Annotated in this window: 17 protein-coding genes; 9 read left to right on the plus strand and 8 right to left on the minus strand. The window is 74.6% G+C overall.

What is annotated here, in order from left to right; translation table 11 throughout:
• Positions 1–146 precede the first annotated feature (146 nt).
• Entirely contained in the window at positions 147–1637 is a 1491-nt protein-coding gene (locus FZ103_RS02420; RefSeq protein WP_155998348.1) for a carboxylesterase/lipase family protein, read from the plus strand.
• Between the two features lie 69 nt (positions 1638–1706).
• On the opposite strand, the gene FZ103_RS02425 is transcribed toward FZ103_RS02420, so the two are convergent.
• The 3 genes from FZ103_RS02425 to FZ103_RS02435 form a co-directional block, all read right to left on the minus strand.
• Positions 1707–2240 (minus strand): inorganic diphosphatase, encoded by a 534-nt coding sequence (locus FZ103_RS02425; RefSeq protein WP_155998350.1) that lies wholly within the window; start codon positions 2238–2240, stop codon positions 1707–1709.
• 349 nt (positions 2241–2589) lie between these two features.
• The gene (locus FZ103_RS02430; protein ID WP_186355695.1) at positions 2590–3900 is read right to left on the minus strand and encodes a sulfatase-like hydrolase/transferase; all 1311 of its coding nucleotides are present in this window, start codon (positions 3898–3900) and stop codon (positions 2590–2592) included.
• Between the two features lie 129 nt (positions 3901–4029).
• A complete protein-coding gene (locus FZ103_RS02435) occupies positions 4030–5361 on the minus strand; it encodes an MFS transporter (protein WP_155998352.1) in 1332 nt (443 codons plus the stop codon).
• Between the two features lie 286 nt (positions 5362–5647).
• On the opposite strand from FZ103_RS02435, the gene FZ103_RS02440 reads away from it, so the two are divergent.
• From FZ103_RS02440 to FZ103_RS02450, 3 genes are all read left to right on the plus strand, one after another.
• The gene (locus FZ103_RS02440) at positions 5648–6682 is read left to right on the plus strand and encodes a LacI family DNA-binding transcriptional regulator (RefSeq protein WP_155998354.1); all 1035 of its coding nucleotides are present in this window, start codon (positions 5648–5650) and stop codon (positions 6680–6682) included.
• Between the two features lie 157 nt (positions 6683–6839).
• Complete coding sequence (locus FZ103_RS02445; RefSeq protein ID WP_343233338.1) at positions 6840–9086, plus strand: alpha-galactosidase; 2247 nt, start codon at positions 6840–6842, stop codon at positions 9084–9086.
• A gap of 500 nt (positions 9087–9586) precedes the next feature.
• Positions 9587–10036, plus strand: a complete 450-nt coding sequence (locus FZ103_RS02450) for a DUF4234 domain-containing protein (protein WP_155998358.1) — start codon at positions 9587–9589, stop codon at positions 10034–10036.
• Between the two features lie 102 nt (positions 10037–10138).
• Here the strand turns inward: FZ103_RS02450 and FZ103_RS02455 are convergent, their stop codons facing one another.
• Complete coding sequence (locus FZ103_RS02455; protein WP_186355696.1) at positions 10139–11230, minus strand: hypothetical protein; 1092 nt, start codon at positions 11228–11230, stop codon at positions 10139–10141.
• Positions 11231–11683: 453 nt separating this feature from the next.
• On the minus strand, positions 11684–12412 hold the full coding sequence (locus FZ103_RS02460) for a DUF2267 domain-containing protein (RefSeq protein WP_186355697.1): 729 nt from the start codon (positions 12410–12412) through the stop codon (positions 11684–11686).
• 357 nt (positions 12413–12769) lie between these two features.
• On the opposite strand from FZ103_RS02460, the gene FZ103_RS02465 reads away from it, so the two are divergent.
• Both FZ103_RS02465 and FZ103_RS02470 read left to right on the plus strand, forming a co-directional pair.
• Positions 12770–13171: a DUF2267 domain-containing protein gene (locus FZ103_RS02465; protein WP_155998362.1), complete on the plus strand. Its 402-nt coding sequence runs from the start codon at positions 12770–12772 to the stop codon at positions 13169–13171.
• A 175-nt stretch (positions 13172–13346) separates the two neighbouring features.
• Positions 13347–14300, plus strand: coding sequence for an NADP-dependent oxidoreductase (locus tag FZ103_RS02470; protein ID WP_222936426.1), 954 nt, complete (start codon positions 13347–13349; stop codon positions 14298–14300).
• A gap of 63 nt (positions 14301–14363) precedes the next feature.
• Here the strand turns inward: FZ103_RS02470 and FZ103_RS02475 are convergent, their stop codons facing one another.
• Positions 14364–15935, minus strand: coding sequence for a long-chain-fatty-acid--CoA ligase (locus tag FZ103_RS02475; RefSeq protein WP_155998364.1), 1572 nt, complete (start codon positions 15933–15935; stop codon positions 14364–14366).
• A gap of 536 nt (positions 15936–16471) precedes the next feature.
• A complete protein-coding gene (locus FZ103_RS02480; protein WP_155998366.1) occupies positions 16472–16957 on the minus strand; it encodes a MarR family winged helix-turn-helix transcriptional regulator in 486 nt (161 codons plus the stop codon).
• Positions 16958–17022: 65 nt separating this feature from the next.
• On the opposite strand from FZ103_RS02480, the gene FZ103_RS02485 reads away from it, so the two are divergent.
• From FZ103_RS02485 to FZ103_RS02495, 3 genes are all read left to right on the plus strand, one after another.
• Entirely contained in the window at positions 17023–17886 is an 864-nt protein-coding gene (locus FZ103_RS02485; protein ID WP_155998368.1) for a p-hydroxycinnamoyl CoA hydratase/lyase, read from the plus strand.
• A gap of 89 nt (positions 17887–17975) precedes the next feature.
• Entirely contained in the window at positions 17976–19304 is a 1329-nt protein-coding gene (locus FZ103_RS02490) for an MFS transporter (protein WP_186355698.1), read from the plus strand.
• A gap of 31 nt (positions 19305–19335) precedes the next feature.
• Entirely contained in the window at positions 19336–20874 is a 1539-nt protein-coding gene (locus tag FZ103_RS02495; protein WP_155998370.1) for a long-chain fatty acid--CoA ligase, read from the plus strand.
• 134 nt (positions 20875–21008) lie between these two features.
• On the opposite strand, the gene FZ103_RS25260 is transcribed toward FZ103_RS02495, so the two are convergent.
• A complete protein-coding gene (locus tag FZ103_RS25260) occupies positions 21009–24023 on the minus strand; it encodes a type I polyketide synthase (protein ID WP_155998371.1) in 3015 nt (1004 codons plus the stop codon).
• Positions 24024–24296 lie beyond the last annotated feature (273 nt).

The following is a 24296-nucleotide window of genomic DNA, read 5'->3' on the forward strand; positions in this document are numbered from 1 at the left end:
CGTCCCGCGGGCCACGGCCGCCCCCGGATCGCCCATTGCTCCGCGGGACGCGCCTTGACACCGACCGGTCGGTTTGCGTAGGAACGACTACGGCGGTGCGCCGGATCGGCGGCCCACCGGACCGGCGACCGCAATGGGGAGCGCACATGCAGGCCCTGGCCACGATCACGTCCGGACGTCTCAGCGGTGCCGTCGAGGGCGGTGTGAGCGTCTTCCGCGGCATCCCCTACGCCGCCCCGCCGGTGGGAGAGGCGCGCTTGGCCGCGCCCCGCCCGCCCGAGCCGTGGACCGGCGTGCGCGAGGCGGTGGAGTACGGTCCGACCGCTCCCCACCCGCCCTACGAGGAGGGCATGGCAGACACGCTGCCCGAGCGCGTCATCCCCGGCGACGAGTACCTCAACCTGAACGTGTGGACGCCGGGCACCGGCGAGCGCGGACTTCCGGTCATGGTGTGGATCCACGGCGGCGCCTTCACCAACGGCTCCGGGGCAGAACCCGGCTACGAGGCGAGCGCCTTCGCCCGCAGCGGCGCCGTCGCCGTCACCCTCAACTACCGCCTGGGCGCCGAGGGGTTCGCACTCGTCGACGGTGCACCGGCCAACCGCGGCCTGCTCGACCAGATCGCGGCGCTGGAGTGGGTGCGCGACAACATCGCCGCGTTCGGCGGCGACCCCGGTCGAGTCACCGTCTTCGGCGAATCCGCCGGGGCGATGAGCGTGGTCACGCTGATGGCGATCCCGCGCGCCCGCGCCCTGTTCCGCCGCGCCATCGCCCAGTCCGGCGCCGGGCACACCACCCTGCGCGCCGAGGACGCCCGGACCGTGGCGCGGGTGCTCGCCGAGCGCCTGGGGGTCGCGCCGACGGGAGCCGGCCTCGGCGCCGTCCCGGCCAAGCGGCTGCAGGAGGAGCAGAGCCGCATCGTCGCCGAGCTGCGCGGCCGGGCCGACAAGGAGCTGTGGGGCGAGCGGCTCACCGCCCTGGGCGCTCTGCCGTTCTCCCCGGCCGTCGACGGCGAGCTGCTGGCCCGGCGCCCGATCGACGCGCTGCGCGCGGGCGAAGCCGCGGACAAGGACCTGCTGATCGGCACCACCACCGAGGAGTACCGGCTCTTCCTGGCCGCCCCCGGCCTGATCGACCACATCCGCGAGGAGCACGTCGCCGCCCAGGCCGCAGGCACCGGACTCGCGCCCGAGGCCGCCGGCGTCTACCTGGACCGCAACGCGAGTCCCGGAGACGCCCTCGCCGAGCTGGGCACCGACGCCGTCTTCCGCATCCCCGCCCACCGCGTGCTGGAGGCGCGGGCGGCCGCCGGCGGCAGCGGAGGCACCTTCGGCTACGAGTTCGCCTGGCGCTCCCCGCGCTTCGGCGGCCGCCTGGGCGCCTGCCACGCCCTGGAGATCCCGTTCGTGTTCGACAACCTGGGCGACGGCCGCAACCTGGCGGGACCGCGGGCGCCGCAGCCGCTCGCCGACGCGATGCACACGGCCTGGCTCCGCTTCGCCGCCGCCGGCGACCCCGGCTGGCCGCAGTGGGACCCGGGCCGGCGCCCGTTCATGCGCTTCGACGACCCGGAATCGGCCCTGGTGGAGGACCCGCACGCCCGGACCCGGCGGCTGTGGGAGGGGCTGCTCGACTGACAGGCGGCCGGCGGTTCGGCCGGATCGCGTGTCCGGCTCCCGACCGGGGCGCCAAGAGCCGAGCTCAACCTACAGCGGCGGCGTCTGCGCCGGTGCGGGGGCCGCCGCGGGGCCGGAGTCCGCCTTCTCGCGCGCCCGCTGCTGGGCCTCCAGCACCGTCTCCTCGGCCGAGGCGCGATCCTGCCAACCGCGCACCTCCGAGCTCTTGCCGGGCTCCAGCCGCTTGTAGATGTCGAAGAAGTGCGTGATCTCCTGGAGCTGGAACTCGGGCATGTTGCGCAGGTCGCGGATGTGGTCCAGGCGGGGGTCGCCCACCGGCATGCACAGGACCTTGGCGTCGGGGCCGCGCTCGTCCTGCATCCAGAAGACCGCGACGGGGCGCACCCGCACCACGCAGCCGGGGAAGGAGCGCTTCTCCAGCGGCACCATGGCGTCCAGCGGCTCGCCGTCCTCCGCCAGGGTCTCGGGGATGTAGCCGTAGTCCGCGGGGTACTGCGTCGAGGTGAACAGGGTCCGGTCCAGCCGGATGCGGCCGACCCGGTGGTCCATCTCGTACTTGTTCTGCGACCCCTGCGGGATCTCGACGACCATGTCGAGTTCCATGCGTACCCCTCCTCGCGGTGGTTCGGTGGCGGCGCCGCGCCGGCGGGCACGGCGGTCGCCGCCTTCGCCTCTCCCCGTGGCGCTCCGACGCGGCCGTTGCAGCGGCGGCGGTTCCGCTCCGCGCCGCGGCACCCGGTGCCTGCGTGCGCCGGTCGCCACGCCGCACGCTACCTGCGGACCGGCCCCGCTGCGCAGGCGGCCCCTGCCCAGCGGTCCCGGGCCGGGCGCGCTGGACGCCCCCTACCCCCGATTCCGCCGGGCGTGCACCCGCGAACGCGCCGGTGCGGTGACACATGCGACACCGCCCAGCCCCCGGTCCGCCGGAGGTGTCCGCCGGCGGGGCGCCGCGTCAGGGCGCGGGCGCGATCTCGGGGTACTCGCCCGTCTCCGCCAGGCGCTGGGCGAGGCGCTCGCGCAGCGGCCCCAGCACCTCGGCCGCTTCGGGCGCTGATACCAGGTTGCGAAGCTCGTGCGGGTCGTTGTCCAAGTCGTAGAGGTAGGCGTCGACGTAGCGGTCGGCCGCGGGCGTGTCCCAGGCGTCGGCGCCGGGCGCCACCACCCCGTACTTCCACCGCGGGGTGCGCAGCGCCCGGCCCAGCTCCGACTCGCTGATCTGCACCAGAACGTCGTCGGGCCGGTCGTCGGGGGCGCCGCGCACCAGTGGCAGCAGCGAGCGCCCGGCCATGTCCGCTGGCACGGCGAGCCCGGCCGCGTCCAGCAGCGTCGGCGGCAGATCGATGTGGCTCACCAGCCGCGTGATCGGCCGGCCGGTGTCCAGCCCGGGTCCGCGCAGGGCGGTGGGCACGCGGATGGAGGCGTCGTGGCAGCTGCGCTTGTACTCGTCGTTGCGGGTCTTGAAGTGGCACCCGTGGTCGGAGGTGAACAGCACGACGGTGTCCTCGGCCAGGCCGTGCTCCTCCAGCGCCGCGAGCACCCTGCCCAGGCACTCGTCGAGCCGCTTGACCATGCCCAGGTAGCCGCCGAGGTGCTCGGCGGAGTTGCCGCCCAGAGCCGCGAGGTCGCCCGGCGCCCACGCGCCCTGGTAGCGGTCGCTGTAGCCCTCGGGGGCGGGGTAGTCGTCGCGCTGGTTCTGGTGATGGGGCTCCAGGAAAGACAGGAACAGGAAGAAGGGCGCGTCGCGCTCGCGGGTGATGAAGTCGACGGCCGCGCCGGTCAGCGCGTCGGCGCGGTAGCCGGACAGCTCGCGGGCCAGGCCGTCGCCGTCGTAGAGCGTGGTCTCGTAGGCGTCGGAGGTGAACTCCAGGAGGTTGGCCGCCAGCCAGTACCGGTACCCGCCGCGCTGTTCGGGCCGCACCGGTCCGGCGGTGTCGGTGTCGCCCAGGTGCCACTTGCCGATGTAGCCGGTGTCGTAGCCGGCCTCGTTGAAGTGGTCGGCGAGGGTGGGGGTGTCCTCGGGCAGCGGGATGTTGTTGCGGAAGCAGCCGAGCTGGGCGGGGTAGCGCCCGGTCTGCAGCGAGGCTCGGGAGGGCGCGCACACCGGCTGGCAGGTGAAGGAGCTCTCCACGTGCACCCCCTCCTCGGCCATCCGGTCGAAGTTGGGGGTCAGCCCCAGCGGGTTGCCGTGCACCCCCGCGGTGTCCCACCGCTGCTGGTCGGTGAAGAACACGATGACGTTGTTGCGGCCGGTTGTGCTGCTCACTGCGGTTTCCTCGTCTTCACGCCGTGGCGCGGCGCGCCCCCGGCGCCGCGCCTGCCTGCGGTCTGGGCCCGGTCCCCGCCGCGGCGGGGACCGGGATCGCCTGTGCGGGACGGGGCCCGCGGGCTCGGGTCAGTCGGGCACCTTGCCGACCGCGGCCGTCTCCTGCTCGCGCTCGGCGGTGTCCACGTGCCGGGTCTCGTGCATGAACAGGGTTGAGACGACCGAGATCGCGCCGAGGCCGACGACCAGCAGCGCCACCGGCCAGACCGCCTCGTTGCTCGCGATCAGCAGCGAGGTGGCGATGGCGGGGACGAATCCGGCGCACATCGCCGAGGACTGGTAGGCGAAGGACATGCCGGAGTAGCGCACCTTCACGCTGAACATCTCGGTGAACAGGGTGGCCTGCAGGCTGGACATGCACACCGCGCCGCCGATCGCGGCCATGCCCATGGCCGTCCACGCCCACCACGTGCTGCCCATCTCCAGCAGCCAGAAGTAGGGGAAGGCGGTCAGCGCCACCAGCACCCCGCCGGCCAGGTACATCGGGCGGCGCCCGACCCGGTCGGAGATCGCCCCGGCCACCGGCATCAGCGCCAGGCCGACGATGTTGTAGACGACGATCCCGGTCAGCGCCACGCCCTGGGCGAAGCCGAGCGACGTGGTCAGGAAGCTGATGGCGAAGGGCTGGTAGATCTGGGAGGTCCCGGCCTCGCCCAGGCGGGCGCCGAACCCGACGATGATGCTGCGCGGGTGGCGCTTCAGCGCGGTCCACAGCGGGACGCGGGCCACGGCGTCGGCCTTCTTGACGCGCTCGAAGGCCGGCGTCTCCGCGATCTTCAGCCGCACCATCAGCCCGACCACCAGCAGCACGGCGCTGAGCAGGAAGGGGATGCGCCAACCCCAGGCCAGGAAGGCGTCGTCGGGCAGCAGCGCGAACAGGCTGACCACCGAGACCGCGATGAGGTACCCGATGGGGCCGCCCAGCTGCGGCAGGCTCCCCCAGAACCCGCGCCGGCTGCGCGGCGCGTGCTCCACGGTCAGCAGCGACGCGCCGCCGAACTCGCCGCCCAGCCCGAGGCCCTGCACCAGGCGCAGCGTGACGAGCAGGATCGGCGCCCAGACGCCGATGGTGTTGAAGTCGGGCAGCAGCCCGATGAGGAAGGTGGCGCCGCCGATGATCAGCATCGTGGCGACCAGGATCTGCTTGCGCCCGACCCGGTCGCCGAGGTGGCCGAACAGCAGGGCGCCGATGGGCCGCGAGACGAACCCGACGCCGAAGGTCGCCAGGGAGGCGAGGGTGCCCACGAGGGGGTCGGCGTTGGGGAAGAACAGCTCGTTGAAGACCAGTGCGGCCGAAAGCCCGTAGAGGTTGAAGTCGTACCACTCCAGCAGCGCGCCGGAGAGGCTGGCCGCGACGACCTTGGACATGGGTTGGCGGGTGGATTCGCTTCGGCTTGTCATGTCAGCCCTTTTCTTCGGCGATGGCGCGGGCGGCCGCCGGCCGAGGCGGGATGCGGCGGGATGCGGGCGATGGGGCGGGCGGCCGGGCGGAGATCGGGCGGACCGACCGGCGCGCCGGAGGCCGCGGCGAGTACGGCGCGGCGTGTGTTATTCGATTAACATGACGCACGTTACAACGCTCCCGCCCGGCTCGTCCAGCGACCAGCCGCGTGGCCGCCGGAGGTCCGGGCCCCGCTGCTCCGCTCCCGCCCGGCCGCGCCGGGCGGCGGCGGGCTAGTCTGCAGGTGTGGCAGTGACCGAGCCTCCCGAACGCCCCACTCAGCGCGACATCGCACGCCGCGCAGGCGTCTCGACCGCCACGGTCTCCTACGTGCTCAGCGGTCGGCGCGGGCGCGCCAAGCCGCCGCCGGAGGAGACCCGGCAGCGGGTGCTGCGCGCGGTCGCCGAGGTGGGCTACCAGGTCGACCACGCCGGGCGCAGCCTGCGCCGCCGGCGCACCGACCTCGTCGCGCTGATGTACCCGGCGCCCTCCAGCCCGTGGTCGGACCGGCTGGCCGAGCAGATGCAGGAGGCGGCGGGCGAGCGGGGGCTGGGCGTGGTGGCGCTGCCGATGAGCGGGGCCTCGGCCGGAGACGCGCTGCTGCGCGTACTGCGTGAGCGCTACGTCGACGGCGCGATCCTGCTGCCGGACTGCCCGGTCGACCCGGCCGAGCTGGCCGTGCTGGCGCGGCAGGGGCTGTCCCTCGTGGTCTTCGACGACGACCTGGAACCCGACGGCTTCGACGTCGTGCGCCAGGACCGCGCCCGCGCCTGCCGCGACGCGGTGGAGCACCTGGTCGCCGCCGGGCACCGCAGGATCGCCTACCTCGGCCACCCGGGCGAGGACCGCTGGCGCACCGCCCGGTCGGTGAAGCTGCGCAGTTATCGGCGGGTCCTCCAGGAGAACGGCATCGGACTGGCGCCCGACCTCGTGCTGCCCGTCGCCGACTCGCGCCCCGAGGCCTATGCGGCGGTGCGCGCGCTGCTGAGCCGCCCCGACCCGCCCACCGCGGTCGTCTCGGCCACCGACCGGGCCGCGATCGACGCGGTGTGGGCCGCCCGCGACCACGGCACCGCCGTGCCGGGCGGGCTGGCGGTCACCGGAATCGGAAACATCCCCGAGGGCCTGGTGATCACCCCGGCGCTGACGACCGTCGGCGCGCGCGAGTTCGACTTCTCCGCCCAGGTGTCACGCCTCCTCGACCGCCTCGACGCCGCCGCTCCGCTACCGGGCGAGGAGATGAGCGCCCGCTGGGAGCTCATCGTCCGCGACTCGGCGTGACCGCGCCCGGGTGGCGCCGATCTGCACCCGGAGTAACTTGTGATCGTTCACAGTGACGCTGGGTGCAAGATGGTTTCCGAGAGGGGTTTAGCCTCGGAGGGCACGCAGCCAGGTCTGTCTCAGACCTCTGTCCCCGACGCCCGCAGGGAGGCGCACCGTGACCGCTTCGACACCTCCGACCGCTCCGGCCGAGCCCGTCGTCGTGCTGCGGCGGGCGGGGGCGGCCCTGGTCGTCGATCTCGCGCCCAAGGCCGGCGGAGGGCTGCCGGAGGTGCTGCACTGGGGCGCCGACCCGGGGCCGCTCGACGCCGGCCTCGCCGAGCACCTGCGCACCACATCGGTGCCCGCGGTGCCCAACAGCGCTCCCGACACCCCGCGCGGGTTCACCGTGCTGCCCACCCAGGCCGACGCCTGGGCCGGCACCCCCGGTCTCAGCGGCCACCGCGCGGGCACGGCCACCGAGCCGCGGCTGCGGCTGCGCGGCCATGCCGCCGACTCCGACGACACCGCCGACACCCTGGTGCTGGACCTGCACGATCCTGCGCTCGGCATCGCCGTGGAGCTGCGCTACCGGCTCGACGCCTGGGGCGTCCTGCGCGCCCGCGCGGCCGCCGCGGTCGAGTCCGCACCCGCCGGCGGCCCCGCACCCGCCGAGCCCTACGACCTCGCCGCCCTGCGCGTGCTGCTTCCGCTGCCGCCGCGCGCCGCCGAGATCGTCGATCTGACCGGCCGGTGGGTGCGCGAGCGTAGCCCGCAGCGCCGCGCCATGGCCGACGGCACAGTGCTGCGGCGCGCGCTGCGCGGCCGCCCCGGGCACGACAGCCCGCTGCTGGCGGCCGCCGGCACCAGCGGGTTCGGCTTCCGTTCGGGCGAGGTCTGGGCGGCCCACGTCGCCTGGAGCGGCGACCAGGAGTACCTCGTCGAGCGGCTGCCCGAGGGCGCGGGGGCGCACTCGGCGGTGCTGGGCGGCGCCGAAGCGCTGCGCCCCGGCGAGATCCGGCTGGCGGCGGGGGAGTCCTACCGGGGACCCGAGATCGTCTTCGTCCACTCGGACACCGGGCTCGACGGCGTCTCCGAGCGCCTGCACGCCAGTCTGCGCGCCCGGCCCGAGCACCCCGCTGGCCCGCGCCCGATCGTGCTCAACACCTGGGAGGCCGTCTACTTCGACCACGACCTCGACCGGCTGCGCGCGCTTGCCGACCGCGCCGCCGCCGTGGGCGTCGAGCGCTTCGTGCTCGACGACGGGTGGTTCCTGGGGCGCCGCAACGACCGGGCCGGGCTGGGCGACTGGACGGTCGACCCCGATACCTGGCCGCAGGGCCTCGACCCGGTCATCGAGCACGTGCAGGCCCTGGGCATGGACTTCGGCCTGTGGGTGGAGCCGGAGATGGTCAACCTCGACTCCGACCTCGCCCGCACCGACCCCGGCCGACTGCTGCATCCGGAGGGCGGCCCCGGCCGCTCCTGGCGCCACCAGTACGCGCTGGACCTCGCCCGCCCCGACACCTGGCGCCACATCCGCGACCGGCTGGACGCGCTGCTGCGGCGCTATCCGATCCGCTTCGTGAAGTGGGACCACAATCGCGACCTGTACGAGGCGGCGCACCTGCCCGACGCCGGCGGCGAGGCGGGCGCCGCGCGGGTGCCCGGGGTCCACCGCCAGACCCGCGCTCTGTACGCACTGCTGGACTCGCTGCGCGAGCGCCACCCCGGCGTCGAGTTCGAGTCCTGCTCCAGCGGCGGGGCGCGTGTGGACCTGGGCATCCTCGCCCGCACCGAACGGGTGTGGGCCTCCGACTGCAACGACCCGGTCGAGCGCCAGGCCATCCAGCGCTGGACCGGTCTGCTGCTGCCGCCCGAGCTCGTCGGCTCGCACGTGGGGCCGCCGGTCGCCCACACCACCCATCGCCGCACCGAGACCGCCTTCCGGCTGGCCACCGCCCTGTTCGGGCACTCGGGCATCGAGTGGGACCTCACCGCCTGCGGGGAGCGCGACCTGGCCGCCCTGACCGCCTGGACCGCGCTGGTGCGCGAGTTCCGCCCCCTACTGCACACCGGACGCACGGTGCGCAGCGACGATACCGACCCCGGCGCACTGCTGCACGGGGTCGTGTCGCCGTCGGGAGACCGGGCGCTGTACTGCTTCGCCCGCCTGGAAACCGCACCGGCCGAGCAGCCCGGCCGCACACCGCTGCCCGGGCTCGACCCGCGGCGGCGCTACACCCTGCACCACCGCACGGAGCTGGGCGACCCCACCCGCGGCGCCGCGAGCGCACCGGAGTGGATGCACGCCGACACGCCCGCTCCGGTGCTGACCGGCGCCGCGCTGGAGCACCTGGGACTGCCCATGCCGCGGCTGTTCCCGGCTCAGGCGGTGCTGATCGAGGCCGTCGCCGCACCCTAGCGCCGCGCCGGCACCCGCGGGGAGGCTGACCGAGGGCAGAGCCGGCCCGCCCGGCGGCGTCCCAGCTGCCGCCGGGCCGGCAATCGCTGGCCGAATGCGGACAGTGCCCATCACTGTGCGTCTCTCGTGTACGGAGGGTGATAAGGAGGCCGGCAGGGAAAGTATCGGCGCAGGTCACCCGCTCGACCGCCGCTCCGCGCTCCCTGGGGCGGCCCGCCGCCGGGTCCGGCCGTGACTGATTCGCGACATCTGCTCCCCTGATCACACCAATCACCGGTGTTAGCATCTTCGCCTACCTACGCGGACATCGGGCCGCGCCCTGCACCATGCGCCTGGCCCGGAGATTCGAACGCGCCCCATGGGATAACGGCCCGTAGCCGGTGACTGTGCGTGTCTGGAGTCCGCCCAGCACGGCAGCGTCTCTGTGCCGGCGCAGGTGGCGGCCGTAACCGTTCCCTCGGTCCGACACACCGTTACCCCCCGACTGACAGGAAGATGCCATGACCGTCAATCCGCAGGCCGCCTCGCGCGCCTCCCAGGCGCCCACGGGCTACCAGATGAAGCGGCGCAGCCCCGCCGCCGCCTGGATCGGACTGCCGCTCATCACGCTGGGGATCTACTACTTCGTCTGGTACGCCAAGATCCACCGCGAGCTCGGCGAGTTCGACCCCCGCTACTCCGGCAGCTCTCCGGCCGGCGCGGTGTGCTCGCAGCTCTTCGGCGGTTTCACGCTGGGGATCTGGACGCTCATCAACATCGCCGGCACGGCCGGCCGGATCGCCAACGCCCAGCGCGCGGCCGGGCTCACGCCCTCCTGCGGCGGCGGGGTCGCCATCCTGCTCTGCTTCCTGTTCGGCACCCACGTGATCTACTTCCAGAGCAACCTGAACAAGATCACCGACGCCTACCGCGAGGTGCCCGAAGGCGAGCCGGTGCAGCTGCGCGCCTGATCCCGCGGGGCCAAGCGCCGAAGGGCCGCTGCCCGCCGCCATCCCTTCCTCGGCGGCGGGCAGCGGCCCTGATGCGTGTGCGCAGGGGACCGGCCGGGCCTCCTATCCCGCCTTGGAGAGCGGGTTCTTCAGCCCCGGCGACCAGGCGGCGGCGGTGGCCGCCGCGCTGCCGGCCGCCTCGGCGACGTCTCCCGTGGTGGGCTCACGCGGTTCGGCCTCGGCCGAGTACCGCAGCTCGTCGACGTCGCCGACGACGCGGACCCCCGACTCGCGCAGGTCGTCGATGTCGGCTCTGCTCCAGGCGTCCACGGTCTCGCGGAGCTCGGCGGGGATGCCCAGCCGCGGACCGCGATCGGACCGCTGGGCGAAGCCCTCTATGATCTTCGAGCGCAGCCGCCGGGCGTCGTCGCGCGGCCACTGGGCCGCCGCCAGACTGGAGTTGACCGCCCGCAGCACGTCGGCCTCGGGCGCCGTGACCCCGCTGTGCACAGTGGTGGACTCGTCCGGCGCGGAGATGCCCGAGGTGTCGCCGAGGTCGACGGCCTCCAGGAACCGGTGCCACAGCCGGTCGGCGGGCGATCCGGGGTTGCTGACGAGGGTCACCTTGTCGGTCCCGACGATCGCGGCCCACCGCCGCGCGAGCCGGCCCAGCGCGAACGCCCGCCACAGGTGGTTCTCGTGGTCCTCCTCAACCGATTCCCAGCCCTCCTCGCGCTGCCGGGCGAGCTTGCGCAGGTAGGAGTGGAAACCGGTGGACTTGCCGTTGCGGATGTGCTGCTGCCACACCGACGGCAGCAGCTTTCCCAGTCCGCGCGCGGTGATGAAGACGCGGGTGTCGGGGGAGCCCAGCGCCTCGACGGTCTTGCGCGCGGCGTCGGCGCGCACCACCGACAGCGCCTCGGCCGAGACCACCGCCGTCCCCTCCCAGGACCGCACCTGCTTTTGCAGGTACTCCCACCAGGCGCGCTCCTTGGCCGCGCGCTCCTCGGTCACCCACGAGTACTCCCCGCCCAGCAGTGCATACGAGGCGGTCTCGTGGTAGTTCACCCGGGTCGCGCCCGCACGCCGCCGCTGCGGGACCGGGTAGAGGACGCCGATCGCGGCGAGCTCCTGTGTGCGGTCCTGCATCATCTGCTGCAGATAGGTCGTCCCGGATTTCTGCACACCGATGTGCAGGACAAGCCGCTCAGCCACCGATTACTCCACTCCCTAGGCACTGCGCGCCGAAGCTACCCGCGGCGAGCGAGCAGCGGGCGAACTCTGGGCGAATACCGGAACTCGATCGCGTGCCGCCGCGCCGCACCGCCGGCCGGGTCGCCACCCGAGCCCGCCGCGCGGCGGCGGACCGGTTGGAGGAACGGTACCCGGAAACCGGGGCGCAGTCCCGGTGCGGCGCAAGGCGCGCCCCGGGGGAGCGGAAATGTCCGAGCCCGCCCCTACATTCGGGAATGCCTCCGCAAACGCGGAGGTGAGGCGAGCGGACGCCAGACACGGGGACCGGTCCGGGTGGGAACCGGGCCGGCCCCCGCTCGCCGGGCCCTGCCGGCGGCCGCGCCGGTGCCGGCAGGGCGCCGTGCCGCCGTTCGGCACGGCGTCCGGCGGGCCCCGCGCGGCCCCGGTGCCGAGCGGCGGATCGTCCTGTCGCGCTCAGCCGCCCGATCCCACCTCGGCCACCGCCTGGTCGATCCGCTCGGCCAGGTCGATGTCGGCCGTGGTGACAGCGCCCACCGACGCCGTCCGTACAGTGAACTCGATCCCGTCGGCGGTGCGCCGGTGGTGGGCGCGGTGCTCGGCCTCGTCGCCGAGCCGGTCGATGCGCGCCAGCAGCGGCGGGATCCGGTCGGCCGGTAGCTGCACGGTGCGCGTCAGGGCGCGGGTGTCGCCCTCCCAGCCCGGCAGCCGCTGCAGCGCCGCGTTCAGCGTCTGCTCGTCGAGCCGGCTGGGTCCGCCGGTGGCTCCGACATCGGCGCGCCCCTGGGCGCCCGCCGGATCCGAGACCCACGACGCCAGCTCGTCGGGCAGGGCGGCGGCGAGGTCTCCGGAGAGCCCCGGCTCCGCAGTGGCGATCTCGGCGAGGACGACCCGCGCCAGATGCAGGCCCTCCTCCGGCGCGCAGCCCATCTCCCTGCCGACCTGCTGGGCGATGCCGCTCGTCCCGACGGCTCGCTCCACCCGCTCGATCTGCGGATCCTTGGCGTGCGGCGGCTCGCTCCACAGGGACTCGGGGATGCTCTCGTGGAGCTCCTGCCGCGTCTCATCGTCCAGGCGGCGCGCGACCGAGGGGACGACCGCGCGGATCGCCCGCCGCGCCTGGTCGGTGTCACCCACCTCGCTGTGCGCAGCGACCCGTTCCACGAGCTCCTGATGCGCGACCATGGGCCCACCTCTCGATTCGGCTGCACATGACCGGTGCGGCCGCCGCCCGGCCCCGCCGCCGGAGCGCGCCTGCCGGGCACTGCCGGGGCGGCGGTCCGATCGGCGCCGCATCCTCGGCTGGTTGGGCCGACTAACCCGTCCGGGAGCGGTGAAACCGGTGTGTGCTCGCCGAACCCCCAGGTGGCGGGCTGCGCGGGGACCGCGGGAGCGTGCGGCTCCTGCCGGGGCCGCACGCCTGCGCTGACCTTGGGACGGGCGCATACCAGGCGCGCCTGGTGGTAGCGGGCCTGTGCAAGACCGTCCGGTGACCGCGCAACTGCCGGTCGGTACCGCTTCCACGACAGACTGGAGGGGGACATGAAGCACGACGCGTTCATCGGTCAGGTGCAGGACCGGGCCCGGCTGGACAGCCGCGGCAACGCCGAGGCGTTCACCCGGGCGACGCTGGAGACCATCGCCGAGCGGATCAACCCCGACCTCGCCGACGATCTCGCCGCCCAGCTCCCGCAGGAGATCGGGGAGAACGTCCGGCGGGTCACCGATCAGTGGGTCCCCACCCAGCGGTTCGGCCAGGACGAGTTCGTCCGCCGCGTGGCCGAGCGCGCCCATTCCGACGAGCCGCAGGCGGCCTACGCCGCTCGGGTGGTATTCGAGATCCTCGACGAGGCGACCACCGGAAACGTCATGGGCAAGGTCCGCGAGGGGATGCCCGAGGACCTGCGCGAATTCTCGCTCGCCGGCAGCAGCGGCAACGCCTAGCCGGGCCGCGCCACCGGTCGGACCGGGGCGCCCGTCCGGCGGGGATACGGTGAGCGCGGCGCCGGCCCGGCGGGCCGGCGCCGGGCGGCGCGGGCGCGCGGTGACCGGCCCGGGCCCGGTCGGCGCCGCGGCATCCCCGCCCGCCGGTGAAGCACGTCGGAGAAAGGCATAAGGCATGACTGCTGCAACGATGCGCGCCGTGTCCCAGGACGTCCACGGCGGCCCCGAGGTTCTGCACGAGGTGGAGCTGGAGGTGCCCGAACCCGGCCCCTCCCAGGTGCTGGTCCGGGTGCGCGCGGCCGGGATCAACCCGACCGACTGGAAGCACCGCGCCACCGGCCTGTTCCTCGGCGACCCGCCCTACGTCCTGGGCTGGGACGTGTCGGGGGTGGTCGAGGCCGTGGGGATCGGCGTCACGATCTTCGAGCCGGGCGACGAGGTCTTCGGCATGCTGCCCTATCCCTACGGCGCGGGCTCCTTCGCCGAGTACGTGACGGCGCCCGCGCGCTCGTTCGCCCGCAAGCCCCGGGCGCTCACCCACGTGGAGGCCGGCGCCGTGCCGCTCGCCGCGCTGACCGCCTGGCAGGCGCTGGTGGACACCGCCCGGCTGCGATCGGGTCAGCGGGTGCTGGTCCATGCGGCCGCGGGCGGGGTGGGCCACTTCGCCGTGCAGATCGCCAAGGCCCGCGGGGCCTACGTGTACGGCACCGCGAGCGCCGGCAAGCACGAGTTCCTGCGCGGGATCGGCGTCGACGAGCCCATCGACTACCGCGAGACCGACTTCGCCGAGGCGGTCGCCGACGCCGACGTCGTCCTGGACACCATCGGCGGCGACACCGCCCTGCGCTCACTGCGCGTCCTGGCCGCGGGCGGCACCCTGGTCACGATCCTGCCGGTCCCGCCGGAAGGACTGCTGGAGGAGGCCCGGCAGCGCGGCGTGCACGCCAAGCCCATGCTGGTCGAGGCCGACCACGCCGGAATGGCGGCCGTCGCCGAGCTGGCCGAGTCGGGCGCGCTGCGTCCCCACGTCAGCGAGGTCTTCCCGCTCAAGCGGATCGCCGACGCCCACCGCGCCGGAGAGACGGGCCGCACCACGGGCAAGCTCGTCGTCGAGGCCGCCGGCTCTTGAGCCGCCCGAGCCGCCCCCGCGCCGCGCACGGCGCGGGGGGCGCGGCGCCCGGGCCCCTGCGCCCTACTGGCGGGACACCGCCGAGGCGCCCTTGCGCAGGACGTACTTCTGGATCTTGCCGGTGGCCGTCTTGGGCAGCTGGTCCACGAACTCCACCTGCGTAGGCGCCTTGAAGTGGGCCAGGTTGTCGCGGCAGAAGGCGATCAGCTCCTCCTCGGTGGCCGAGGCGCCCTCGCGCAGCACGACCGCGGCCTTGGGGGTCTCGCCCCAGCGCTCGTGCGGCACCCCGACGATCGCCGCCTCCTGCACGGCCGGGTGGCGCAGCAGGACCCCCTCGACCTCGATGGAGGAGATGTTCTCCCCGCCGGAGATGATGACGTCCTTGATGCGGTCCTGGATCTCGACGAAGCCGTCGGGATGGGTGACCGCGGCGTCGCCGGTGCGGAACCAGCCGTCGCCCATGACCGCCTCGGTGGCCTCGGGGTCGTTGTAGTAGCCGGCCATCACGACGTTGCCGCGTACCGCGATCTCGCCGACCGTCGCACCGTCCCAGGGGACCTCTTCGCCCTTGGAGTCGAGCACCTTCAGCTCGCCGGAGGTGATCAGCTCGACGCCCTGGCGCGCCTTGACCGCGGCGCGTTCGGCTCCGACCAGGCCGCCGTGCTCGGGCCAAGGCTCGCACACGGTGATGAAGGGGGTGGTCTCGGTCAGCCCGTAGACGTGGGTGACCGACCAGCCGAAGGTGCCCTCCAGCCGCTCGATGGTGTCGGCGGCGGGGGAGGCGCCGGCGGTGACGACGTGCACGCCGGGCGCCACCTCGCCGCGGACGTCCTCGGGGGTGTTGGCCAGGGTGATCAGCACCGTGGGGGCCGCGCACAGCCACGTGACGTGCTCTTCGCGGATCAGCTCGAACACGCGGGCCGGGTCGACCGCCCGCAGGCACACGTGGGTGGCCGCCGCCGCGGTGACCGTCCAGGTGTAGGTCCACCCGTTGGCGTGGAACATGGGCAGCGTCCACAGATAGCGCTCGCCGACGCCGATGCGCAGGTGCAGCAGGGTGCCCACCACGTTCATGTAGGCGTTGCGGTGGGTGATCATCACGCCCTTGGGGCGGGCCGTGGTGCCGCTGGTGTAGTTGATGGTCAGCAGGTCGGTCTCGGCGATGTCGGGCCGGGTGAACTCGGCATCCGACGAGGCGACCAGGGACTCGTAGTCCTCCCAGCCCTCGCCCGAGCCCTCCAGCGCGATGAACCGCTCGACTCCGGGCATTTGGTCGCGCACTCCGTCGACCACCGCGAGCTGGTCGGAGTGCGCGCACAGCACCTTCGCGCCGGAGTGGTTGACGATGTAGACGAAGTCGTCGGCGGAGAGCCGGTAGTTGATGGGCACCAGTACCGCGCCGAGCTGGGGCACGGCGTAGAAGGACTCCAACTGGGCGTGGGTGTTGGGCGCGATGTAGGCCACGCGGTCGCCCTTGGCCACGCCCATCCGCTGCAGCGCGGCCGACCACCGGTCGCAGCGGTCGAAGAACTCCTCGTAGGTCAGCCGCATGTCCTGGTCGACGACCGCTTCGCGCCGGGGGTGCAGGCGGCGCGTGCGCCGGGCGAACTCCAGTGGCGTGAGGGCTGTTTCCATGGCGCCTTCTTTCCTGATGCGGCGGCAAGCGGGCCCGTGAGCGGCCCCGACGGGCGGGTGCACCGAAAATACGGCTCGGCGGGCGCTCGGGACAAGACCGCGCGCCGCGCCCGCCGCCGCCCCCGGGGCGGCACGGCCCCCTCAAGGTCTACGGGAACCGCATGCGGATATTCGTTCCAGCACAGAGGGCCGCGGCGCGGGAAGGAGGCGGTGTGATGCACTGTCCTCGATAGGCGGCCCGCCGGCTGTCCGACTTCGACTCCTCGGTCGCGGCCCTGCGGGCGGTGAGCCGGTGCCCGGAGGGGCGGGACTTCCCGGCGCTGGGGTGGATCCGGGCTCGGCGCGGCCGGCCGATCCGGCCTCCGGGCTGCCCGCGGCGGTGCGGCGCCGCGCGTTCGTCGCGGGCGGCATCGTCCAGGGGACGCCCGCGGAGAAGGCCACCGCTCTCACGGGCTGGCGGAACGGGCGGGCCGGGGCGGGAGCCCGAGCCGCCGGGACCGCGCCCCGGCCGCCTGCGGGGCCGGGCGGGCCCGGCCTCAGGCGTGGACCGCCTCGGCTCCCGCGAAGTCGCCGAGGCCGCGCGCGCAGGCGGTGAGGGCGCGGCGCAGGACCGCCGCCTCGTGGGGCGGGACGTCGCGGAGCATGTGCTCTTCGAGCAGATCGGCGCCGCGGTCGCAGGCCTCCAGCGCCGCGCGGCCCGCCTCGGTGAGGTGGGCGCGCAGCACTCGCCGGTTGCCGGGGGCGGGCTCGCGGCTGATCATGCCCTTGGCTTCCAGCGCGCCGACCATCTCACTCATGGCCTGCGCGCTTACGAAGGAGCGCCGCGCCAGCTGCGCGGCCGACAGCCCGGGCTGGGCGCGCAGCACGCTCAGCGCCGTGTACTGCAGGGTGGTCAGCCCGTGCTCGCGGGTGATGGCGTCCAGGTGTGAGCGGGCGATGAGCTCGATCCGCTTGACCAGGTAGATGATGCGCGGCGGCGCGGGGTCTTCGGGGGTCTCCTGCGCGCGGGCGGGGTCGGTCATGGTTGACACGTTATCAAGGTCCTTGTTACACCTTCACCAAGGTCCCTTATATCAAGGAGTTTGACATGGAGTCTGAGGGCGGCGCCGCGCGCAGCGGCTCGTCCCCGCCCTGGGGGGACACCGTCCTCGTCGAGTTCGACGAGGGCATCGCCTGGGTGACGCTCAACCGGCCCGACAAGCGCAACGCCATGAACCCGCGGCTCAACGAGGAGATGGTCGCCACCCTGGATGCGCTGGAGGGCGACGACCGCTGCCGCGTTGTGGTCCTCACCGGCGCCGGCGAGGCGTGGAGCGCCGGCATGGACCTCCAGGAGTACTTCCGCGACGTGGACGCCGCGGGCGACCCGGCGCTGCAGGACCGGGTGCGCCGCACCGCGGCGGAATGGCAGTGGCGGCGGCTGTCCACCTACCCCAAGCCCACCGTGGCCATGGTCAACGGCTGGTGCTTCGGCGGCGCCTTCACGCCCCTGGTCGCCTGCGACCTGGCCGTGGCCGCCGAGGACGCCCGGTTCGGGCTGTCGGAGATCAACTGGGGCATTCCGCCGGGCGGGGTGGTCAGCCGGGCGCTCGCCGCGGTCGTCCCCCAGCGCGACGCGCTGTACCACATCATGACCGGCGAGGCCTTCGACGGCCGGGCCGCAGCGCGGATGCGCCTGGTCAACGAGGCCGTCCCGGCCGAGAGGCTGCACGACCGCACCCGCGAGCTCGCCCTCCGGCTCGCCGGCATGAATCCCGTGGTGCTGCGGGCGGCCAAGACCGGCTACAAGGTCGCCGCCGAGATGCCCTGGGACCGAGCAGAGGACTATCTCTACGCCAAGCTGGAGCAGTCGCAGTTCCTCGACCCCGAGCAGGGGCGCAGCCGCGGCCTGGAGCAGTTCCTCGACGCCAAGAGCTACCGGCCCGGTCTCGGCCACTACGCACGCGGCTGAGCCCCGCGGGGGGCGGGGCGGGCCCCGGCCCCGCCCCCCGCGACGGCCCTGCACAGGGGCGCATCCCCCCTCTGGAACGGAGAACCACCGTGACCGGATCCCCGCGCCCGCCGACCGCGTCTTCGCACCGCGAGGCCCGCAAGATCGCCGTCGCGAGCTTCGTCGGCACCAGCATCGAGTGGTACGACTTCTTCCTCTACGGAGCCGCGGCCGCACTCGTCTTCGGCCCCCAGTTCTTCCCCTCCGACAACGCGCTCGCCAGCCAGCTGGCCGCGCTCTCCACGTTCACGGTCGGGTTCATCGCCCGCCCGCTGGGCGGGATCATCGCCGGCCACCTGGGCGACCGGGTCCTCGGCCGCAAGCAGATGCTCGTGGTGTCCCTGCTCGTCATGGGCGGCGCCACCGTGCTGGTCGGCCTGCTGCCCAACTACGCCCAGATCGGCATCGCCGCGCCGGTCCTGCTGGTGCTGCTGCGGCTGGCCCAAGGGCTGGGTGTGGGCGCCGAATGGGGCGGCGCGGCGCTCATGGCGGTCGAGCACGCACCCGAAGGCCGGCGCGGGCTGTACGGCGCGGCGCCGCAGCTCGGGGTGCCCGCCGGGGCCATCGCCGCGAACCTGGTCATGCTGGGCGCGTCCACCATGACCGCCGAGGCCTTCGCGCAGTGGGGATGGCGCCTGGGCTTCCTCGCGAGCGTCGTGCTCATCGGAGTGGGCTACGTGATCCGCCGGCGGGTGAGCGAAAGCCCGCTGTTCGAGGAGGAGCGGCGCAAGCCCGAGCAGCGCGAGGGCGCGGCACCCGTGCGGTCCGTGCCGCTGGTCGAGGTCCTGCGGCACCACCCGCTGGGCGTCGTGCGCGCGATGTTCGCCACCGCCGCCTCGACCGGCCTGGGCTACATCGTCCTCGTCTACACGCTGTCCTATGGCACCACCGAGCTGTCCTACTCCCGCGACGCGCTGCTGACCGTGGTCACCCTCGCCAGCGGCGTCCAGCTCGCCGCCATCCTGGGCTGGTCCGCCCTGAGCGACAGGCTGGGGCGGCGCCGCGTCTTCATCGGCGGCGGGCTGGCCCAGATCGTGCTCGCCCTGCTGTTCTTCCCCATGTTCGACACCGAGTCGCTGGCCTGGGCGATGGCGGCCTGCACCCTCGCCGTCATCGTCGTTTCGGCCCAGTACGGCCCGCTGTCGGCGCTGCTGTCGGAGCTGTTCCCCACCCGGGTGCGCTACAGCGGCATCTCCACCGGGTACCAGCTGGGCAACGTGATCGGCGGCGGGCTGGCGCCCATCGTCGCCACCGCCCTGTTCGCGGCCCAGGGCGGCTCGTTCGCAGTCGGCCTCTACCTCGCCGGCATGGCGCTGCTGGCCACGCTGGCCGTACTGCTCACGCCCGAGACATCCGCCCGCGACCTCCGGCGCGTCTGAGCCCGGATCGTACGAAACCCCGGAGACCGCCATGCGCAACCACGGCATCGGATCATGGCCCGCCCGGCGGAGCCGCGCGGCGGGCGGGCGCACGGCCGTCGTGCACAACGGACGCTCCGCCACCTACTGCGAACTGTCCGAGCGCTCCACCCGGCTGGCCCACGCGCTGGAGGAGCGCGGCGTCGAGCGCGGCGACCGCGTCGCCTACCTGGGCGCCAACCGGCCCGAGTTCCTGGAGGCGATGTTCGCGGCCGCCCTGCTCGGGGCGGTGTTCACCCCGTTCAACACCCGCCTGGCCCGCGCCGAGCTGGAGGCGCTGGCCGCCGACAGCTCCCCGGCCGTCCTCATCGCCGACGCCGACCGCCGCGCCGACGCCGAAGCGCTCTACGGCTCCGGGCTGGCCGGGGCCCTGCTCACCGTCGGCGGCGAGGAGGACGGCCTGGAGCGGGCGGCGGCGACCGCCCCGGCCCGCCCGATCGACCGCCCCGTCGGGCACGACGACCCGTTCCTGCTGCTCTACACCTCCGGCTCCACCGGCCGCCCCAAAGGAGTGGTGCTCACCCACGGCAACGTCACCTGGAACTGCCTGAACTCCGTCGTCGACACCGACCTGGTCGGCACCGACACCGCCCTCGTCAGCGCGCCCATGTTCCACACCGCGGCGCTGAACATGCTGTGCCTGCCGGTCCTGCTCAAAGGCGGCCGCCTGCTGCTGGAAGAGCGGTTCGGTCCCGAGCGCACCCTGGACCTGGTCGAGCGCGAGGGGGTGACGGTGATGTTCGGCGTGCCGACCATGTACGAGCGCATCGCCCGCTCACCCCGCTGGGAGGAGGCCGACCTCTCGGGCCTGCGGCTGCTGCTGTGCGGGGGAGCGCCGGTGCCGCCGCCGCTCATCGAGCGCTACATGCGCCGCGGGCTGGCCTTCGTGCAGGGCTACGGCCTCACCGAGGCGGCACCGGGCGCGCTGCTGCTGCCCGTGGCCGATTGCGAGCGGAAGGCGGGCAGCGCCGGCGTGCCCGCGTTCTTCACCGACGTGCGCACCGCGGAACCCGGTCCCGGGCCCTCCGAGGTGCTGGTCGAGGGCCCCAACGTCACCCCGGGCTACTGGCACCGCCCGGCGGAGACGGCCGCGGCGCTGCGCGAGGGGTGGCTGCACACCGGTGACGCCGCCGAGGTCGACGACGAGGGCTACTTCCGCATCGTGGACCGGGTGAAGGACATGTACGTCTCCGGCGGGGAGAACGTCTATCCCGCGGAGGTCGAGGCCGCGCTCGCCGAACACCCGGACGTGCGCGAGTGCGCCGTGGTCGGCGTCCCCCATCCCGACTGGGGCGAGTCGGGCGCCGCGCTGGTCGTGCCCGTGCCGGGGCGGTGCCCGGGGTCCCGCGAGCTGCGCGACTTCCTCAGCGGGCGGCTGGCCCGCTACAAGGTTCCCGGGGTCGTCGACTTCGCCGAGGAGATCCCGCGCAGCGGAGTCGGCAAGATCGACAAGCACGCCGTGCGCTCCCGCCTGGCGGGCGGGGCGGAACGGTCGGACACCGAACCCGGCACGGGACCGCCCGCGCCCTGAAAGCCCGCCGGCCGCGCCCGCAGGTCGGCGCGGCGCGACGCGCGCCCGCGAGTGAGAACGGCGGCGGGCCCGGTGCGGCGGTCGGTTTCCGCCGCATCGGGCCCGCCGTGGTGCCGTCGGTGCGGGCACGCTCCTCAGCGGCCGGCCGCGGCCGAGCGGTCGGCCTCAGCCAGGCCGCGGTCCCCGCGGTCCTCCCCTCCGGGCGGCTCGGGCGCCGGCAGCACCGTGGCCAGGGCCCGGCCCAGTCCGGCGATGGTGGGGGAGTGCTCGACGTCCAAGGCGCCCGGCCGCGCCAACTCGGGGTCCAGGCCGGCCAGCCGCGCGCGCAGGGCCAGCCGGGCGTGGGAGGTCAAGCCCAGGTCGCCCAGATCGGTGTCATGGTCCTCGGGGCCCACCGGGCCGGGCGCCAGGTCGGCGACCAGGGTGCGGGCCAGCCGCTCCAGGCGGTCCCGGCGCTCGGCGGCGCCGAGTCCGGCCAGCTGTGCGCGCAGCGACGGCGCCGCCTCGGCGGTGGCGCGGTGCCAGCGCAGCGGCGGCAGGGGGGCGTGCGGATGGCCGCGGTCGGGCCAGTCCGGTATACGGCCGTGGGTGTAGCAGTCGGCCACGGCGTGCAGCAGGGCGGTGTGCTCATCGGTCTCCAGCGCGCCGGGGGCGCTGACGGCCGCGGGCAGGGCGTGTTGGGTGATGGTCTGGGTGATCGGCGTGGCCAGCGTCGCGTTCGGCGAGATCTCCACGATCAGGCACCGGCCCGCGTGCGCGGTGCGGGCCAGAGCCGCGTGCAGGTCGACGGGATCGCGGAGCTGAGCGGCCCAGTAGCCCGCGTCCATGACGGGCGCCGGCGCCCCGCGCAGGGCGGTCGAGGCGAGCGCGGTCGTCGGCGCCCCCGCCTCCATGCCCTCCAGCGCGGCGCCGAGCCGCTTCGCGCCGTCGGCCACCAGCCGGGAGTGCGCCGGGGGAGCGTCGGGCAGCAGGCGGTGCCACACCTCCTGGGCCTGCAGTTCGCGGGCCAGCCGCTGCAGAGCGCCGGTCGGTCCGGAGACCACAGTGGCGCGGGGCCCGTTGTGCACGGCCAGGTCCAGCTCGGGATGGTCGGCCAGGCGCATCCGCGCCTCCGACGCGCTCAGGCCGGTGGCCAGCATCGCGCCGTCGTCGACGACCTCCTCCAGCATCCGCGAGCGGGTGACGACCACCCGGGCGGCCGCCTCCAGCGTCAGGGCGCCGGCGATGTGGGCGGCGGCCACCTCGCCCAGGCTGTGGCCCACGACCGCGTCGGGGATCAGCCCCCAGGAGCCCAGCGTGCGCGCGGCCGCCACCTGGAAGGCGAAGACCGCCTGCTGGGTGGCGGCGTAGCCGGCGGGCTCGCCCGCGAGGGGGTTCCACGACGGGTCGGCCCCCCAGGCGTCCAGGCATGCGCCCACTTCCTCCAGCGCCGCGGCGAACGCCGGCGAGCGCTGCGCGAGCACCCGCCCCATCGCCGACCGCTGGGCTCCGTGCCCGCCGAAGGCGAACACCAGCCGCAGCGGTTCGCGCGGCGGCACCTGCCGCGGCCCGGCCAGTGCCGGATGGGCCTGGCCGGAGGCCAGCGCCCGCAGTGCCCGGCCCGCCTCCGCGGGCGTGGCGGCGACGACCGCGGCGCGGTGGCTGTGGTGGTCGCGGCGGTGGCCCGCGGTGGCCGCGACCGCCCGCAGGCCGGCGGGCGCGCTCTCCACCGCGTCGGCCCAGTCGGCGGCCGTCGCGGCCAGTGACTCGGGCGTGTGCGCCGAGATCGGGACAACCTGGGTGGCCGGCGCCCGCTGGGCCGCGGCCGGTTCGGCGGCCGAGCCGGGCCCGGGCTCCGGCGGCTGGGTGAGGATGGCGTGGGCGTTGCTTCCGCCGAAGCCGAACGAGGACACCCCCGCGACCCTCCCGGCCCCCCGCTCGGGCCAGGCCGTCGTCTCGGTGGGTACCCGGATCGCCATGCGCTGCAGCGCAGGTCGCAGGTTGGCGTGCCCGGCGGTGGAGGGGATCCGGCCGTGGTGGACCGCCAGAGCGGCCGCGGCCAGGCCCACGACGCCGGCACCGCCCTCCTGGTGGCCGAGGGCGCCCTTACTGGATCCCACCACCAGCGGATCCTCCGGCGAGCGCGCGAAGACCCGGTGCAGTGCCTGGGCCTCGATGCGGTCGCCGGCCCGGGTGCCCGTCCCGTGGGCGTGCACATAGCCCACGACCGCCGGATCGACGCCCGCGCGCGCGTAGCAGTCGGCCAGCAGCCGGGCCTGGGCCTCGGCGCTGGGCGCGCCCAGGCCCTGGGGCGAGCGCCCGTCGCTGTTGACGGCGCTGCCCGCGACGACGGCGTAGACCCGGTCCCCGCGGGAGCGGGCGTCGTCCAGGCGGCGCAGCACGACCACCACCGCCCCCTCGCCGCGCACGTACCCGTCGGCCTTGGCGTCGAAGGGCCGGCACTCGTCGGCGATGACACCGCCGTCGGCGAACGCGCGCGTGGGCACGGGGGAGGTCACCGAGTTCACGCCGGCGACGATCGCGATGTCGATGTCGCCGGCCTCCAGGTCGCGCCGCGCGTAGTGGATGGCGGTGAGGCTGGAGGAGCAGGCGGTGTCGATGGTGGTCACCGGCCCGCGCGCGTCGAGGAAGCGGGCGAGCTGGGTGGCCAGCATGCCCGCGCCGGTGCCGCCTACCGTCAGCAGCCCGGGCCGCCGGCCGGGCGCGAACCCGTCGACGGCGGAGTCGACGGCGGCCGAACCGGTGTAGATGCCGGTGCGGTCGGCCGCTTCGGCGGCGGTGATGCCGGCGTCCTGCAACGCCTCGACGCCGGTCTCGGCCACCCAGCGGTGCAGCGGGTGCATCGCCTCCGCGGTCGCGGGGTCGATGCCGAAGAACCCGTTGTCGAAGGCCGACACCTCGTCGGCGCCGAGCGCCGCGGCCGGCCAGGCCCGGCCGGGCCGGTCCTCCTCGTGCAGCAGCTCGGCCATGGCCGACCACCGGTCCTCGGGGACGGGACCGATGGTGCTGCGGCCGCTGGTCAGCAGCTCCCACAGCGCGGCGGGGCTGTTCACAACGCCGGGCAGGCGGCAGCCGATGCCCACGACGGCGGCGCGGTCGCCGATCGGCGTTCGGGCCGCTCTGGGGGCTTGGTCGCCGGGGGCGGTCACGCGCACCTCCCCGTGTGGCGCTGGGGATCCGGGACGCGGCGGAGCGCCCACGGGCGCCTCCGCGGCTCGCGGCCGCCCGGCAGGACGGCCTGCGGGGAGAGGGGAGGGAGTAGGGACGGCGCGGGTTCAGCGGACGGAGACATGAACCACTCCTTGTTGCTGTGCATGTACGCACGGGACATGTGGGAGATCAGGGAGCAGCCGTGCGGATCGGCCCTGAGGGGCGGGGCCGGGCAAGGGGGGCAGTGCGGTCGGTCGGCGCGGTGCGGTCGG

It is taken from the genome of Streptomonospora sp. PA3 (assembly GCF_009728995.1).
GTDB lineage: Bacteria > Actinomycetota > Actinomycetes > Streptosporangiales > Streptosporangiaceae > Streptomonospora.